Origin of the sequence: Caloranaerobacter sp. TR13 (assembly GCF_001316435.1) — a bacterium.
Classification (GTDB): domain Bacteria; phylum Bacillota; class Clostridia; order Tissierellales; family Thermohalobacteraceae; genus Caloranaerobacter.
Map to the genome: position 1 here is coordinate 33,939 of NZ_JXLL01000005.1, position 18,145 is coordinate 52,083.

The 18,145-nt window shown below is 29.6% G+C and carries 15 protein-coding genes; all 15 read left to right on the forward strand.

The features are described from left to right. Positions 1 to 132 precede the first annotated feature (132 nt). The 15 genes from TR13x_RS05760 to TR13x_RS05830 all read left to right on the forward strand — a co-directional run bounded on the left by TR13x_RS05760 (position 133) and on the right by TR13x_RS05830 (position 18,142). Positions 133 to 1,206, forward strand: a complete 1,074-nt coding sequence (locus TR13x_RS05760) for a carbohydrate ABC transporter permease (protein ID WP_054870957.1) — start codon at positions 133 to 135, stop codon at positions 1,204 to 1,206. Continuing rightward, positions 1,203 to 2,075 carry a carbohydrate ABC transporter permease gene (locus TR13x_RS05765; RefSeq protein ID WP_242851731.1) on the forward strand — a complete coding sequence of 291 codons (873 nt, stop codon included), beginning with the start codon at positions 1,203 to 1,205 and terminating at the stop codon, positions 2,073 to 2,075. The genes TR13x_RS05760 and TR13x_RS05765 overlap by 4 nt, the downstream gene beginning before the upstream one ends. 129 nt (positions 2,076 to 2,204) lie before the next feature. After that, positions 2,205 to 3,611: an ABC transporter substrate-binding protein gene (locus TR13x_RS05770; protein ID WP_242851732.1), complete on the forward strand. Its 1,407-nt coding sequence runs from the start codon at positions 2,205 to 2,207 to the stop codon at positions 3,609 to 3,611. Between the two features lie 211 nt (positions 3,612 to 3,822). Continuing rightward, positions 3,823 to 6,171, forward strand: coding sequence for a glycoside hydrolase family 65 protein (locus tag TR13x_RS05775; protein ID WP_054870958.1), 2,349 nt, complete (start codon positions 3,823 to 3,825; stop codon positions 6,169 to 6,171). A 159-nt stretch (positions 6,172 to 6,330) separates the two neighbouring features. Beyond that, the gene (gene glmM / locus TR13x_RS05780; protein ID WP_054870959.1) at positions 6,331 to 7,677 is read left to right on the forward strand and encodes a phosphoglucosamine mutase; all 1,347 of its coding nucleotides are present in this window, start codon (positions 6,331 to 6,333) and stop codon (positions 7,675 to 7,677) included. 364 nt (positions 7,678 to 8,041) lie between these two features. Further along, positions 8,042 to 9,868, forward strand: a complete 1,827-nt coding sequence (gene glmS / locus TR13x_RS05785) for a glutamine--fructose-6-phosphate transaminase (isomerizing) (protein WP_054870960.1) — start codon at positions 8,042 to 8,044, stop codon at positions 9,866 to 9,868. A 416-nt stretch (positions 9,869 to 10,284) separates the two neighbouring features. After that, on the forward strand, positions 10,285 to 11,112 hold the full coding sequence (locus TR13x_RS11160; RefSeq protein WP_161802933.1) for a pyridoxamine 5'-phosphate oxidase family protein: 828 nt from the start codon (positions 10,285 to 10,287) through the stop codon (positions 11,110 to 11,112). Between the two features lie 161 nt (positions 11,113 to 11,273). Further along, the gene (locus TR13x_RS05795) at positions 11,274 to 12,548 is read left to right on the forward strand and encodes an MFS transporter (RefSeq protein ID WP_054870961.1); all 1,275 of its coding nucleotides are present in this window, start codon (positions 11,274 to 11,276) and stop codon (positions 12,546 to 12,548) included. 178 nt (positions 12,549 to 12,726) lie between these two features. Next, positions 12,727 to 13,059, forward strand: coding sequence for a helix-turn-helix domain-containing protein (locus tag TR13x_RS05800; protein ID WP_054870962.1), 333 nt, complete (start codon positions 12,727 to 12,729; stop codon positions 13,057 to 13,059). 8 nt (positions 13,060 to 13,067) lie between these two features. Next, positions 13,068 to 13,937: an ImmA/IrrE family metallo-endopeptidase gene (locus TR13x_RS05805; RefSeq protein WP_054870963.1), complete on the forward strand. Its 870-nt coding sequence runs from the start codon at positions 13,068 to 13,070 to the stop codon at positions 13,935 to 13,937. Next, positions 13,924 to 14,784, forward strand: coding sequence for a hypothetical protein (locus TR13x_RS05810; RefSeq protein WP_054870964.1), 861 nt, complete (start codon positions 13,924 to 13,926; stop codon positions 14,782 to 14,784). Before TR13x_RS05805 ends, TR13x_RS05810 begins: the two co-directional genes overlap by 14 nt. Beyond that, entirely contained in the window at positions 14,777 to 15,019 is a 243-nt protein-coding gene (locus TR13x_RS05815; protein WP_082394805.1) for a DUF2164 domain-containing protein, read from the forward strand. The genes TR13x_RS05810 and TR13x_RS05815 overlap by 8 nt, the downstream gene beginning before the upstream one ends. Positions 15,020 to 15,580: 561 nt before the next feature. After that, positions 15,581 to 16,585, forward strand: coding sequence for a cobalt transporter CbiM (gene cbiM / locus TR13x_RS05820; RefSeq protein WP_054870965.1), 1,005 nt, complete (start codon positions 15,581 to 15,583; stop codon positions 16,583 to 16,585). A gap of 8 nt (positions 16,586 to 16,593) precedes the next feature. Beyond that, on the forward strand, positions 16,594 to 17,394 hold the full coding sequence (locus tag TR13x_RS05825) for an energy-coupling factor transporter transmembrane protein EcfT (RefSeq protein WP_054870966.1): 801 nt from the start codon (positions 16,594 to 16,596) through the stop codon (positions 17,392 to 17,394). Between the two features lie 22 nt (positions 17,395 to 17,416). Further along, positions 17,417 to 18,142, forward strand: a complete 726-nt coding sequence (locus tag TR13x_RS05830; RefSeq protein WP_054870967.1) for an energy-coupling factor ABC transporter ATP-binding protein — start codon at positions 17,417 to 17,419, stop codon at positions 18,140 to 18,142. The last annotated feature ends 3 nt before the right edge of the window (positions 18,143 to 18,145 follow it).

The window sequence follows — 18,145 nt, forward strand, 5'->3', positions numbered from 1 at the left end:
AAGTCACATTTATTCTAATCTATACAGCATAATTTATTATGCTTGAGGAAACCGGTTACAAAATTTGCATTTTAACAAAGGAAATAAGTATAAACAATATAGTTTGTAAATTGTAATGAGGGGGGAAATTTAATGAAAAAAAATAAACAAATAACAAGTCTAGCCAAACAAGAAGAAAGACTTGCAATTAAGCTATTGTTACCTACTTTTTTAATATTAATTATTATTGCGATATATCCGTTAGGACAAGTCTTCTATACAAGTTTTACAGATAAAACCTTTGCCAGTGCTACTAAAGAAACTAACTTTATAGGATTGGAAAACTATAAGAAATTACTAAGTGTTACTATTAAAGAATTACCACCTATTACTGACGAAAATGGTAATCAAAAAATAGATTCAAAAACTAATAGACCGTTATATGAGAGACCTATTAGAGTTTTACCAAGGAAACCTTACAGATACAAAGAGTTAACTCAGTTTAGCTTTATGGGGAAAAGGTTTGTCATAGGAGTTACAGATCCAAATTTTATTTCATCTATTAGTAATACAGTTATTTTTACTATTATATCTGTTGCTTTAGAAACTGTACTCGGATTAGCTATTGCTTTGGTAGTTAACAGTAATTTTTATGGTAGAGGTGCTATGAGAACTGTAATGTTAGTACCTTGGGCAGTGATTACAGTAGTTTCTGCTCGTATGTGGGAATGGATGCTACAACCAAGTAGAGTTGGACTTTTCAACACTATACTTGACAAAATCGGAATAGGAAATGGACAGATAGCTTTTTTAACTAATGAAAAATTACAACTACCTTCTTTAATAGCAGTTGATGTTTGGAAAACAACTCCTTTTATGGCTTTACTATTGTTAGCAGGATTACAGCTTATACCAAATACATTATATGAAGCAGCAGAAATAGATGGAGCGAGTAAACTAAAACAATTTTTTACCATAACGCTTCCACTACTAAAACCAACGATAGCAGTAGCTTTAGTTTTCAGAACTTTAGATGCACTAAGAGTATTTGATGTTTTCCAGGTTCTTTTATCTAGTAGGAAGTATTCTATGGCAAGTTATAATTATTTTCAGCTTATAGGAAATAGAAATATGGGACTAGCTTCAGCTATTGGAGTTATTATATTTGTGCTAATCGCAGTATTTGCCGTGTCATATATTAAGTTATTGGGGGTAGATTCCGAATGATGAAAAAAAGGAATGTTAACTATATAATCAAGAGAATAGGGTTTTATGCTTTAATTTGCTTTATATTCATCTATATGTTATTCCCCTTCTATTGGGCTGTAAATTCATCACTAAAATCAGAAGGACAATTACAGATGACACCAGCTACATTTGTTCCACGTGATCCTAATACAATGAAAGTTTCACCAACTTTTCAAAACTATATAGCTGTCATTAAAGATGGTCAATTTGTAAGAGGACTTTTGAATAGTACTGTCGTAGCAACATCAACTACTCTATTAGCATTGACAGTTGGATCATTTGCTGCTTTTGCTCTTGGCAAACTTAGATTTAGAGGCAAAAAGGCATATCTTTATATAATACTAGCTATGACAATGTTTCCACAAGTAACTATATTAGCTGGTTTATATGCAGTAATTACTAAGATAGGCATGGGTGCTAAACTTAGTATGATACTATCTTATATGATATTTACTCTACCATTTACAACTTGGGTTATGACTTCATTCTTTAAAGATTTACCTGTTGAGATAATGGAATCAGCTCAAATCGATGGAGCAACTCCATTTCAGACTTTTAGAATGATTTTGTTACCTTTGACAGCTCCAGCATTGGTAACAACTGGATTATTATCTTTTATAGCAGCGTGGAACGAGTATTTATTTGCATTGACATTTACATCAATAGATCCAAGCTCAAGAACAGTTCCAGTTGCTATATCATATTTTACTGGAAGTATAGCAAGGCAAGAGCCATTCGGTGAAATTATGGCAGCAGCAGTTATAGTTACTATACCGATTGTAGTACTTGTATTAATATTCCAGAGAAAAATTATTGCAGGTTTAACAGCTGGTGCAGTTAAAGGCTAAATAAGTAGATATTTTGATATATCTGCTTAGTATAAAACTTTGTGTTGGAAAGGAGGATGGATTGTATTAAATATAGGTTAGCAAATTGTAATGATCTAGAAAAAATAACTTTTTAAAGGGGGAATTTAAATGTTTATTAAGAAAAAAACTTTTATAGCTTTAATGATGATATTAATTTTATCAGTGTCTTTATTAACTGTTGGATGCAGTGATAGTAAAGTAGAAAATCAAGAGTCAAATGCTACAACTACTGAAGCTACAAATACTAATGACAGTAAAACTGATGAATCACAGAGCGATAGTTCATCTGCTGAAGATAAAATTGTTATTACAATAGCAGGTGGAGCTGTAGGTAATGAACTTGAATTAACAAAGAGAGCAGCTGAAATGTATACTAAAAAACACCCTAATGTTGAAGTAAAAGTTTTAGATACTCCAGATTTAGCTCAGGATAGATTAGGATTATATCTACAATTCCTTGAAGCTAAGAGCCCAGATATAGACATATATCAAATAGACGTTATTTGGCCAGGAGATTTAGCTGAGCACTTTGTTGACTTATATAAATATGGTGCAAAAGATGTAGTTGATAAGCATTTTGATGCTATAATTAAAAATAATACTGTTGACGGTAAGCTAGTTGCTATACCTTGGTTTACAGATGCTGGTTTACTTTACTATAGGAAAGATTTATTAGAAAAATACAACTTAGAAGTACCTAAAACATGGGATGAACTAGAAAGAGCTGCTAAAATAATTCAAGATGGAGAACGTGCTGAAGGTAATAGTGATTTCTGGGGTTATGTATGGCAAGGAGATGCATATGAAGGGCTTACTTGTGACGCTTTAGAATGGATATATTCTAATGGTGGAGGAACTATTATTAGTCCTGACAAGAAAATAACAATTAACAATCCAAACGCAATTGAAATTATCAATAAAGCAGCTAGTTGGGTAGGAACTATTTCTCCTGATGGAGTAACAGGTATGGCTGAAGAAGATGCACGTAATATGTGGCAAGCAGGAAATGCTGCATTTATGCGTAACTGGCCATATGCTTACAGTTTAGGTAATGCTGATGATAGTGCGATTAAAGGTAAATTCGACGTTGCTCCATTGCCTGCTGGTAAGAGTGGATCAGGAGCAGCTACACTTGGCGGATGGCAATTAGCAGTTAGTAAGTATAGTAAACATAAAGAAATAGCAGCAGATGTAGCATTATACTTAGCTTCTTATGAAGTACAAAAAATGAGAGCGATAGAGGGTTCATTTAACCCAACTATTAAAGAACTTTATTCAGATAAGGATGTTTTAAAGGCTAATCCTTTTATGGGTAGATTGTATGATGTATTTATTAACGCAGTAGCTCGTCCATCAACAGCTACTTCACCAAATTACAACAACGTTTCAACTCTTTTCTTCAAGTCAGTTTACTCTGTATTAACTGGTGAAAAAGATGCACAGACAGCTCTAGAAGAACTTGAATTAGATTTACAAGATTTAACTGGCTTTGAGATTGGTGAGCCTAAAAATTAATATAACTACTATTAAGTAATTAGTCTTTGATTTAATTGATATAATATAGTAAACTAAACGTATTATTTTATTTAAATTAGTCTTCATGCCCGAAAGCTAACAAACTAGTTATTAAACTTTCGGGTAGAAGACTAATTTATTTAATTAAATATGAATTTAAGGTAATATTCCTATTTTATATGTAAAAATTTAAGTGAAAGGTGGAATATATTTGACAACAGATAAATTATATAAACAAAGACTATATCCTTTAGACGAATGGCGTATCATCGAAGAAAAATTTGATGTTGAAAGTAATTATTTGGATGAAACCATATTTTCTTTAGGAAATGGATACATAGGAATGAGAGGTAATTTTGAAGAAGGTTATTATGGTCCAGAGGGGACTTCTTTGGAAGGTACATATCTTAATGGATTTTATGAATCTCATCCTATTAAATATGGTGAAGAGGCATATGGTTATGCTAAAAAAAGTCAAACTATGTTAAATGTGACAAATAGCAAGATAATTAAGCTATATATAGATGGCGAAGAGTTTAATATGTTTACTGGTAATATTCTTTCTTACAACAGGACTTTAGATATGAAAGAAGGAGTGTTAACCAGGAAAATAGTTTGGGAAACATCTGCTCGTAAAAGAGTTCAAATAGTTATTAAAAGAGTTGTATCTTTAGAAAATAAGCATTTAGCTGCAATTAACTATGAAGTAACCCCTCTTAATTTTAATGGAGAAATAACAATTATATCTGCTTTAGATGGCGAAGTTAAGAATCAAGTAAGCAATGGTGATCCTAGAGTAGGTTCAGCTTTAAATGAACAAGTACTAAAAATATTAAGTAAACATCAAGAAAAGAGTTTTGGAGCAATTACACAGAAAACTACTAACACTGAATTTGTATTAGTTTGTGCAATGGAGAATGATTTACAAACAGAAAGTAATTATAGATTAGAAGATAGTCCATCTCAAATGGTTAGAGCAAAATATATAATTGATGCTAAAGAGGGAGAAAGGATAGTGTTAAAAAAATATATTACTTATTATACTTCTAAGGACTATCCAACATATGAATTACTTTCTAGAGCAAAAGAAACGTTGCTTCAAGCAAAGAAAAATGGTTTTGAAAAAATATTAATTTCACAAAGAGAGTTTCTAGAAGATTTTTGGAAACAAGCATGTATTGAAATAAAAGGAGATAAAGCGTTACAGCAGGGAATTAGATACAATCAATATCAATTACTTCAGTCTGTTGGAAGAGATGGTAAAACTAATATAGCTGCTAAAGGACTTACTGGAGAAGGATATGAAGGACATTATTTTTGGGATACTGAAATATATATACTTCCATTTTTCTTGTACACATATCCTGAAATAAGTAGAAAATTATTAGAATATAGATACAGAATTTTAGATAAGGCAAGGCAGAGAGCAAGAGAAATGGCACATGAAAAGGGAGCTCTTTATCCTTGGAGAACTATAGATGGAGAGGAATGTTCAGCTTATTATCCAGCTGGTACTGCTCAGTATCATATTAATGCTGATATTATTTATGCATTAAAAAAGTATGTGGAAGTTACAGGAGATGTAGAATTTTTATTAGATTTTGGGGCAGAAATTTTGTTTGAGACAGCTAGGTTATGGGCTGATTTAGGAAGTTATATTCCTAAGAAAAATAATAAATTCTGTATAGATTGTGTAACAGGGCCAGATGAATATACTGCTATAGTTAATAATAACTGTTATACGAATTATATGGCTAAAATGCACTTAGAGTATGCTTATGATATAGCAAAACTTTTAAAAGAGAAATATAAAGAAAAGTATATAGAATTAGCTAAAAAAATATGTTTACAGGAAGAAGAAGTAAATGAATGGAAAAGAGCAGCAAATAACATGTATTTACCTTATGATGAGGAGTTGAAAATCCATCCTCAAGACGATAGCTTTTTAGAAAAGCCAATTTGGGATTTTGAAAATACACCGTCTGAAAAATATCCATTATTATTACATTATCATCCTTTAGTAATTTATAGACATCAAGTTTGTAAGCAGGCTGATGTTCTAATGGCATTATTTTTATTAGGAGATAAGTTTACTTTAGAAGAAAAGAAAAGAGATTTTGACTACTATGAACCTATTACAACTCACGATTCATCTTTATCGTCATGTATTTTTAGCATTATAGCATCTGAAATAGGTTACTACGAAAAAGCATATAACTATTTCATGCAAACAGCTCGAATTGATTTAGATAATTATCATAATAATTCTCAACATGGTATTCATACTGCATGTATGGCAGGAACTTGGATGTGTGTGGTAAATGGATTTGCTGGTATGAGAGTTTATGATGGAAATTTAAGATTTAATCCATATTTACCTGAAAAATGGGATAGTTATAAATTTAGGATAAGATTTAAGGAATGCCAAATTGAAGTAAAAGTAGATTCAGCAGGAGTTAACTATAAACTTATAGATGGTAATTCGCTAGAATTTTATCATGGAAATCAAAAGGTGAATTTAAAGAAAGGTCAAGAAATTTGTTTAGATATCCAAAAATAAAGTCGATGTTTTTCAATATTTTACAAATTAAAAATATTGATATATTTAACAATTGGTATAATTTACAAAATAACACATGATAATTCAGCAAAGTAATCTTGTGGGTATGCACTAGTTATGCTATTATTAAATAGTATAGTTATATAAGGAGGGTCGCTGATGGGGAGATTATTTGGCACAGATGGAGTTAGGGGGATAGCCAATAAAGAATTAACTCCAGAATTAGCATTTAAATTAGGAAGAGCTGGAGCATATATACTGACTAGAGGAAAAAAAGATGCAAAGATTGTTGTAGGAATGGACACAAGAATATCTGGTGATATGTTAGAAGCGGCATTAATATCAGGTATTTGTTCTGTGGGTGTAGATGTCTTATCTGTAGGCATTATACCAACACCAGGAGTTGCATACCTAACAAGAGCATATAATGCTGATGCAGGAGTAGTAATTTCAGCTTCACATAATCCAGTAGAATACAATGGTATTAAGTTTTTCAATTCAAAAGGATATAAACTAAATGATGAGATAGAAAGAAACATAGAAGAAATAATTTTAGATAACATTGAAATACCTTTAAGTCCTATAGGAGAGAATGTTGGAAGAGTTAAAAGGGTTGAAGATGGCCAAAGAAAATATATTGACTTTTTAAAAAGCACTATTGATACTAATTTAGATGGACTAAAAGTAGCAATGGATTGTGGTAATGGTGCAGCGTACAGAATAGCTCCTACTATATTTGAAGAGCTAGGTGCAGAAGTTGTAGTAATACATAATGCACCAAATGGTATCAATATAAATGTAAATTGTGGTTCTACTAATCCAGAGCAGGTACAAAAGTTAGTTTTAGAAACAGATGCAGATATAGGGCTTTCATTTGATGGAGATGCTGATAGATTAATAGCAGTTGATGAAGAAGGTAAGATAGTAGATGGCGATCATATAATGGCTATATGTGGAATATCATTAAAAGAAAAAGGAAAGCTTAAGGGTAATACAGTTGTAGCGACTGTTATGAGTAATATGGGACTTGATATTTGTCTAAAGGAAAAAGAAATAGAAATTATTAAAACTAAAGTAGGAGATAGATACGTCCTTGAAGAAATGTTAAATAAAGATTATTCTTTAGGTGGAGAGCAGTCAGGACATATTATATTTTTAGATTATAATACAACAGGAGACGGAGTATTAACTGCCTTACAATTAACTAGCGTTGTAAAAAATAAAGGTAAAAAACTTTCTAAGCTTGCTAAAATAATGTCGACATTACCTCAAGTACTAGTAAATGCTAAAGTACCTAATGATAAAAAGCAAAAATATCTTGAAGATGAAATAATTAGAAATGAAATTGAGAAGATAGAAAAAAGTTTAGAAGACACAGGAAGAGTTTTAATAAGACCATCTGGTACAGAGCCATTAGTTCGTGTTATGATTGAAGGAAAAAATGAAGAAGAAATTAAAAAAATGGCCCAAAGATTAGCAAAACTTATAGAAGAAAGACTTTCATAGAGAACAGATAACAGTTGACAGGGGACAGTTGACGTTCTCTGTACCCTGTATGCTGTACCCTAATTTGAAAGGGGTGATGCTTATAAGATAAAGATAGACAATTGAATAAAAAGCGCCAGGACTTAAAAGTATTACTTTTAAGTTGACGAGGACAGGGTTTATCGAATTTTCGGCGGATGCCCTGCGGTGTAACCACCACCGTTAAAGATTCTACAAAACCCATAAGCGATTATGGGGACAAAAGGAATCGGGTGGATTAATAAACCCATTTCCAATGGGTTAGTTTGTCGTGCCTCTAAACATGATAGAGATGGTAGCAAGTATCGTGTATAATTCATGATAAATGACAAAAAGGAGTGTTATTATGTGTGGAATTGTTGGATATATAGGTAGTAAAAAAGCCCATGAAATATTAGTTGAAGGGCTTGAAAAGCTTGAGTATAGAGGATATGATTCTGCTGGTATAGCAGTATTTGATAAAGGGCAATTAAAGGTAAGAAAATATAAAGGAAGACTTTCAGTTTTAAGAGAAAGGTTAAGTGAAGAAGAGTTTAATGCTAATGTTGGTATTGGTCATACAAGATGGGCTACACATGGTGAACCATCAGATAAGAATGCACATCCTCATACTAATGTAACAGGGGATATAGCTGTAGTTCACAACGGTATAATTGAAAACTTTATGGAGCTTAAAGAAGAACTACAGGAAAAAGGATATAAATTTGTTTCAGAGACAGATACAGAAGTTATATCTCATTTAATAGATTATTACTTCGATGATGATTTATTAGAAGCTGTGAAAAAAGCAGTATCAAGACTTGAGGGAGCTTTTGCTTTAGGAGTAATTTGCAGAGATAATCCTGATAAATTAATTGCAGTAAGAAAAGACAGTCCATTAATAATAGGAATAGGAAAAGGAGAAAACTTTATAGCATCTGATATACCTGCAATATTAAAATACACTAGAGATGTTTATATATTAGAAGATGGAGAAATGGCAGTTGTAGAAAAAGACAATATCAAAATAATGCAGCTTAATGGAAAACCTGTAGAAAAAGAAGTTTTCACAGTTAACTGGGATGTAGAAGCAGCAGAAAAAGGTGGATATGACCACTTTATGATAAAAGAAATTTATGAACAGCCTAAAGCAATAAAAGATACTCTTTCACCAAGAATTAATAAAGATAATGTAATAAAACTTGATGATATAAACATTACAAAGGAAGAATTAGATAAAATAAATAGAGTTTATATTATAGCTTGCGGTACAGCATATCATGCAGGTTTGCTTGGTAAAGTTCTAATTGAAAAATATGTAAAGATACCTGTAATTGCAGATGTAGCATCAGAATTTAGATATAGCAATCCATTTATTGATGAAAATGCTCTAATGATAGTAGTAAGTCAATCTGGAGAAACTGCTGATACATTAGCAGCTTTAAGACTTGCTAAGAAAAATAATGCAAAAGTATATGCTGTAACAAATGTAGTAGGAAGTACAATATCAAGAGAAGCTGACGAAGTGTTTTACACTTGGGCTGGTCCAGAAATTGCCGTTGCTTCAACTAAGGCTTATACAACACAATTAGTTTCAATGGCTTTAATAGCTCTTGATATGGCAGTTAAGAAGGGAACTATCGACAAAGAAGAATATAACAAAGTATTGAACGAATTAAGAAATCTTTCAGAAAAAGCTCAAAAAATATTAGATAATACAGAGCTAATCAAAAAAGCAAGTGAAAAAATATATAAAGCACAAAGTGTATTCTTCATAGGTAGAGGTATAGATTATGATGTAGCAAGAGAGGGTTCATTAAAACTTAAAGAGATTTCATATATCCATTCAGAAGCAATGGCTGCTGGAGAATTAAAACATGGAACAATCGCTTTAATAGAAGAAGGAACACCAGTTATAGCTATAGCTACTCAAGAAAGACTATATGATAAGATGTTAAGCAATATAAAGGAAGTAAAAGCTAGAGGTGCATATGTAATAGCTTTAGCTAAAGAAAGAAATAAAGAAATTGAGAAAACAGCAGATACTGTAATATATATTCCAGATGTTATAGACGAATTAACTTCAGTTCTAAGCGTTATACCTCTTCAACTACTAGCTTATTATGTAGCAGTAATGAGAGGTTGTGATGTAGACAAACCAAGAAATTTAGCTAAAAGCGTAACAGTTGAGTAAAAAAACATTATTTCCTGGGGAATAATGTAGGTATATGTAGATTTTAATAAGAAAATTGTTGTATGAGAAATCATGAATGTGATGTGGAATTTAACTGCATCCGTTCATGATTTTTTTGTAACTCTAAAGTTATAAGACTTAAGACAATTTCTTAAAAACTATTTTTAGGTAAATATTAGAAGAAATCATAAAAAAATGAAGGGGACTAGAATACTTTGTTGAATTTATTAATATAGCAACACGAAAGATTCGATAAAAGAACTTGTTAGATATGCATATAAAAGAGAAATATCAGAAATCAATCTTTTAGAACATTCTTGCAGACTAATTTTATTGCTCACAAACCAGAAGATACAAGAAAATATATAAGAGAACTATAAACACTATAATTAAAATGTGAAAGAAGGAGATAAACAGTGAAAAAATATTTAGGGAAAAAAGTTATAGTAGTTGTGGATAGACCATTAGGGTCTAAACATCCAGAACATGAATTTATATATCCAATAAACTATGGATATCTTTCTAATACAGTTTCAGGGGATGGAGAAGAAATAGATGCCTATGTTTTAGGTGAATTTAAACCACTAGAATACTATGAAGGATATGTTACTGCAATAATACAGAGAAAAAATGATAATGAAGATAAATTGGTGGTTTGTAAAGACTTAAATATGTATAATAAAGACCAGATTAGAGCATTAGTAGAGTTTCAAGAGAGATTTTTTGAAACAGAAATAATTATGTATGAGAATGAGGTTGAAAAAGATATAGATGGTGAATTAGTAGAATTTGATGTTTTAAAAAGAGAATTTATAGACTTAGTTAAGATAAAAAAATTTATGGTACTTGCAACAAGTAAAGATAATAGAGTTACTGCAAGAAGTGTAAGTTGTGTTGTAATAAATTCAAAAATATATTTTCAAACAGATAGAACTTTCTTAAAGTATGAACAGATAAAAAGTAATCCTAATGTAGCTTTATGTGTTGATAATTTTCAAATTGAGGGATATGCGAAAATAAAAGGGCATCCATTTGCAGAAGAAAATAGAAATTTTATAGAAGTATTTAAAAAAGTACATAATGGTTCTTTTAATGCATATTCTCATATGGAAAATGAAGTAGTTATAGAAATTGAGCCAAAATTTGTTACAGCATGGAAGTATAAAAATGGGAGAGCTTTTAGGGAGTTTTTAGATTTTAGAAATGGAAGGGCATATAGAAAGTATTATGATAACAGTAAATAGTGACAGTTGGAAATATGGAGATGGTTCTGTTGTATTCAAAAAATTTAATGAGATAAATAGAATAATTTTTTCAAGGTGACGAGAATAAAGAAGAAAGGCATCAGGAAACAAGATAACCGTTCTTTTGAGTCTTTTTATAGTGATAGGCGAAGGAGGAAAAAATGAATAAGAATATCTTTAAAAATAAAAACTATAGTAAGTTATTTTGGGGAAAATTTGTTTCAGATATTGGTAGTCAATTTTATATGTTTTCTCTTGCATGGTACTTATTATCATTAACAAATTCAGCAGTGATTGTTGGTTATTTTTTATCATTTAGATTGCTACTATATGTTACTTCTGCAGCAGTTGGTGGCGCAATTAGTGATAGATTAGACAGAATTAAAGTATTAATTTATTGTGATTTTATCCGAGGAGTATCAATATTCATTAATTTATTAGTTATTATGAAAACTAGCGATATAAATTTAATCTTAATTTCACTATATATCAGTACTGCTATTCACGTATTATGTGATGCTTTGTTTATACCTTCATCTACTGCTGCTATTAGGTTTGTTATAAGTAAAAAAGAACTTACAGATGGTTATTCGTTTATATATTTGATTAATAATGTTAAAAGGATTCTAGGTATTTTTTTTGCTGGAGCTTTGTATAAGCTAATCGGAATTGAAGGTATTATGCTATTTAACGGACTAAGTTTTATTATTTCAGGTATATTTGAGATGTTCATTAATGTAAATACTAAGGAAGAGAATTATAATAAAATTGAATTAAAACTAATTCTAACTGACCTGAAAGAAGGTATGAAATTTCTTTTTAAACTAAAGTCATTATTCTTTATTACAATGATTTCTATTTTTTCTAACTTTATATACGAACCATTAGCAAGAAATGGATTCACTTACCTTTTTAATCAATTGATTAAAGTTGATCCAATTTACTTATCAACAGCAGCATCTCTTACAGCAATTGGTTCAATAATAATGACAAAATTTATTGGCAAGTATGATTTTGTTAATATTATCAATCATTATTACAGAGGGATTACATTTAAAACTATTTATGTAGTTTTATTAGTAATAAATATGGTACTTTTTTTAGAAGGAATAACTTATTTTGAATTATTTTTCATAATACATTTGATATTACAAGCCTGTTATGGAGCTATAATTGTATATATAAATGTACCAACATTAGTTTATATGCAAAGAGAAGTTCCTTCACACATGATTGGTAAAGTCGACTCATTTATTACAACATTTTCTATGGCTATTATGCCAATCTCTACGATTGTTGGTAGTTATATAATTGATAAAATTAATTTTCTTACATTAGCTATAATTACATTTTTAGCAATGAGTGTTGTTTGGATTGTTTATACGATTTTTAGAGTAAATATTTTAAGAGCGTGTGAAACTGCTAGTTCAGGCTGATATCTGGGGTACAAAGGGACGGTTCTGTTGTATCCAACCATCTCTTTGTATATATTACTCTTTATTATGTAAGAGGATTTGAAAATAAATTACAAAATAGAAATTTATAATAAGTATTTCATAATAATTATTGCTAAAATAGAAATAATAACATATACTAGTGTTAGGAGGGATTATTATGAAAACAATTGGAGAAAGGATTAGAAAATTAAGAGAATCTAAAGGGTTAAATGCAAAAGAACTTTGTTCTTTACTTGATATTAATCCTTCAACTTATAGCAAACTAGAAAATGACAAAAAATCAATTGATGTTGAGGAGCTTCGAAAAATAACAAGTTTTTATAATGTGTCTGCAGACTATATTCTAGGTATTAATAAAGTTCAAGAGGATATTGTTATGTATATGAAAAGAGATAAGAACTTAGATAATAGTGATATTGAAGAAATCCAAATGATATTATCAATGATGGATGAAGCAATAACACTAAAAAACATGAGAGAACGAATTTAGGAGGTTTTATGTTATCACTAAAAGAGATAGAAAAAATTGAGAAGCAGGCTTTAGAGCAGCGTAGGATATATGACTTAGGTGATGAATCTCCAATTGGACTTAAAATATTTAGTTATATAGAAAACATTTATGATTCATATATATTGCTTTATCCATTAAAGACTAGAAAAATTGCTGGATTTACAAGAAAACAAGGAGAGATAATTCAGATTTTTGTGAATACAAGTTTTAGTTTGAGTTTTCAGGTGTTTGCTACTGCACATGAACTATATCATTTGATTTATTTAAAGGAAAAAAGTATAGATAAGTTTATAGTTTGCAATGACCAAGATATTTCTGAAAGCATTGATGATACAGGTTCAAATATCGAAGAAATTAAGGCGAATTATTTTGCGGCTGCATTTTTAATGCCAAGAAGTGTAATTGAGGATAGATTTAGTAATTTTAAAAGAAAAAAATACTTGGAAGAAGATCTTGTTCTTAAAATTACTGAACTCCAGTATGAATATGAGATTCCTTATAAAACAATCTTAAAAAGACTTAAAGAATTAGGAATAATAGGAAAAAAAGAATTTGAAAAACTTAAGAGCTATGATGAACAAATTTTAGAATACTGCAAAATGCTAGACGATGAAATGTGTAAGCGTATTAATGAACTTGAACATTCCAATAGAAGAAAATATCATTCTTTAAATGTACCAAAGATTGCTTATGATGTATATCGGAATAATATCATTACAATTAGCAAATTAGAAAGTATAATAAAAAAATATGATAAGACGCTTGAGGATTTTAGAGTTGTAAAACCAGAAATAAAGCCAATAGATATTGATTTTTCAAGTTTTAGGACAGGAGATGATGAAGATGATGAAAATTAGTGAGCCTGTCCTTTTTGATGCTAATATTCTGATAAATTTTAAGGGACAACTGAAGTTTTTATTTCGTTTTTTTGAAAATATTATAATACATAAAGAAGTTTATAACGAAGTTATCGGACAAGCCATAAAGGATGAGTTGTTATCGGTTTCAGATGTCTCTAATATTACTTATGTGGAGGATAATTTTCCTACTGATGAAATAGGAAAGAAATTATTTGAAGAATGTGATAAAGAACTTAAAGATTCTTTTAATATAGAAGATTTAAAAGATCTTGGTGAATATAAAACTCTATTATATGCTAAATTTAACAATGTATTTATTCTTTCTTCACAAGATACAACTGTATGGAGATTTATTACTGAATCAAAATACTTTAAAGGTTTAAAATGTATTACAATACAAGATTTTGCCTATCTATTATTCTTAAATGCTAAAAATAAAAATGATAAAAAAACTGCTAAAAGTCTTTATAAGTCTTTTGCTAGAGAGGAACATCCTTTTGAATACTTTAGAATATATATGGAGCGAAATAATAATGATATACCAAGATTTATAGAATTTGAAAATAATAGGATACAAAATTTTGAACAATTGGTTCAAGGCTATTTGGATTATTATACTGATATATCGTATTGTAATAGTAAAGAGATAGAATATGAAATTTCTAGTTTAGCAAGTAAGAATATTGGAAATTGCTTAAGTTGCCTTTATTCAAGGATTGATAAAAATAATGTAGATTATTCAATAAGGAAATGTTTATTTGATTATTTATTAAATGATGAGCAATGTTCTCGAATTAGAGAGGAGTTTACTATGAGGATTAGGAGGAGGAAAACTTTTGAATAATAGGATTAAATTAAGTCAAGATAGAAGAAAAGAAATGATTGAATCAATAAAAAAATATTTTTTAAATGAAAGAGATGAAGAATTAGGTGATTTAGCTGCTTCTTTAATTTTAGATTTTTTTATTGAAGAACTTGCTCCAGAATTTTATAATCAAGGAGTCTATGATTCATATCAATATATGAGTGGACAAATAGAAGATTTACTTGGAATTCAAATATATAAGCGAAAGAGTTGAAGAAAAAGTATTAATTAGAAATATAATTATTTTAAATATCAAAATAGTTCAGAAGTTATCAGATAAATTGATTTTTATTTAGATATAATATATTATTATTTAATAGGATTACTTATACTATAGAGTGTTGAAATGTGATGATATAGAAGTCATTACATTAGGGAAGAATCCCTTATAGATCTCTATATGTTAAGACTAATGTTGCTTAATGAAAAAATGTAAATTAACTAATAACTGATACTAAAGCTATGAAAGCTTTATTTGTTCAAATGTATTTAATGTCTATTTAGAGGAATGAAAACTCAATTTATATATTAAATGATTTTATTTAAATTTGGAAAATTTAATAAAATACAGCTAAAACCATGAAGGTTTTCGTAATTATAGAAAATTATTCATGGTTATTTTTATTAATGCGACTTAATTTTCATGCTCCTTAAAATTAGATATTGTCGAATAGTTATTGAATTTTATAAAAAACTCCATAAAGAAAGGTGGTGGATATCCTGGTTTCTGCTTAAAAGATAGATTAAATAACAAGCTTAGAAATCAGGAGTAATTATGCATATTCCAGATAATTATTTAAGTCCTTCTACTTGTGCTACTTTAGGAGCAGCAATGATTCCAATATGGAGAAAAGCGACTATAAATATAAAAAAAGAAATGTCTAGACAAAAGATGCCTCTACTTGGCATTTGTGCAGCATTTTCATTTCTGATTATGATGTTTAATATTCCTTTACCAGGAGGAACCACTGGTCACGCAGTAGGAGCTACTTTAGTAGCTATTCTTCTTGGACCATTTTCTGCAACTATTGCAGTTACAATTGCTTTAGCAGTTCAGGCTCTATTTTTCGGAGATGGAGGAATCCTATCTTTAGCAGCTAACAGCTTTAATATGGCTTTTGCTATGCCTTTTGTTGGATACTACATATTTAGATTTGTGAAAGACAAAGTATCTAATAATAAGGGAGAATATATTGCAGCTTTTATTGCAGGATATGTATCGTTAAATTTAGCTGCTCTTCTTACTGCAATACAGCTTGGAATTCAGCCTATACTTTTTAAGGATGGATCTGGTCTCCCATTGTATAGTCCGTATGGCTTAGATATATCTATTCCAGCTATGATGATCCCTCATCTATTGGTAGCTGGTGTTTTAGAAGGATTAGTAACTGCTGCTGTTTATGGTTATGTGAAAAAGGTTTCTCCAGAAGTCATATATGAAGGTACTATTAAAAAAATTAAACCTATATATGGATTAATAATGTCTCTAATTGTACTTAGTCCTTTAGGTATTTTAGCTACAGGGGTAGCTTGGGGTGAATGGGGTAGTGAAGAAATAAAAGAGTTATTGGGTTTTATACCAAAGGGCATTGAAAATGGATTTCATTTTAATGCTTTAATGCCTGACTACACCATACTAGATATTCAAGAATTTATAGCATATTTTATTTCAGCAGTAGTAGGTGTGGTATTAATTCTTAGTATTACTAGACTTATGAGTATTAGAAGATTTAAAGGAAAAAATAAAGACTTAGGTGATTTAAATAAAGATATTATGTAGGTGAGTACATGATTGAAGAGTGGCTTTTAGTTAAGGATGAATATGTACCAGAAAAAGAAAGTAATAAATTCATAGATAAAAGTATTATTTCAATATTAAAAGTACTTTCTAGAATTAGGCGAAGTGGTATAAAAAGACATAAGTTTGTTTATAGCTTGAATCCTACTTTGAAGGTGTTTTTTACCATTTTAAGCTTAGTGCTTTTGTCTTTATCGAGAAGTTTTATATATGTATTAGTCATGAATGTATATGCTTTTGCAAATATTTTAATTCTTGATGCTGAAGAAAGGAGTAATATTTTAGTAACTAGCCTAGTTATTCCACTTTTTACTCTTATTATGTTAATTCCGTCTATGCTAAGAGGGAATATAGCTAATAATTTATTACTTTTACAAAAAATAATTGTAAATATTATTTTAGTCAATTGTTTATCCTATACAACTAAATGGAATCAAATTACTAAATCATTAAAGCTATTATTTATACCAGACTTATTTATTTGGGTTATGGAAATTACTATTAAGTATATTGTGTTACTAGGAGAGTATTCAGTTAATTTATTATATGCTTTAAAGATTAGATCTGTTGGGAAAAATTATGATAAATATAATTCCCTTTTTAGGATAATTGGAAACTTATTTCTAAAATCTAAGCAAATGAGTGAAGAAATGTTTTCTGCTATGGAATGCAGAGGTTTTGTTGGAGAGTATACTATTCAGATGAAATTCAGCTTTAAAAAGGCAGATTTATTATATTGTATAGTTAATATATCACTTGTTGTGATATTTTTAGTTACTAATTATTTATAATTTCTAACAGGGAGGCCACAAGATGATTGTTGTAGAAAATTTAACCTTTAAATATAAAGACCGGATTGCACTTGATAATATTTCAGTGAACATAAAAGAAAAGGAATCTGTGGCCATAATAGGACCTAACGGAAGTGGTAAATCTACTTTTTTAAAGATTTTAAATGGCATTGTGTTTCCTAATAAAGGTAAATATTTATTTAATGGAGAGGAAATAACAGAGAAAAAATTAAATGATACTAGATTTTCAAAGCTATTTCATAAGAGAATTGGTTTTGTATTTCAAAATCCAGATGCTCAGCTTTTTTGCTCTACAGTATTTGAAGAAATAGCGTTTGGACCAATGCAGATGGGTTTATCAGAAAAAGAGGTTAATAAAAGAGTTAATGACTGCCTCAATATTTTGAATATAGAAAAGATAAAATATGAACATCCATATAATTTAAGTGTTGGGGAAAAAAAGAGAGTTGCAATAGCAAGTGTTCTTTCAATGAATCCAGAAGTACTCACTTTAGATGAACCCATGAGTGGTGTAGATCCCAAAGGCAAAAAGTTTTTAAAAGAACTTTTAATTAAACTAAATGAAGCTGGAAAGACAATTATTTGTGCAACCCATGACTTTGAGTATGTACAAGGAGTTTTTAAGCGTGCTATTGTATTTTCTGAAGATCATCGTATTATACGGGATGATTGTTATGAAGCAGTTATACAAGATGAAGAATTTCTAATAAAACATAATATTAAGTAGAAG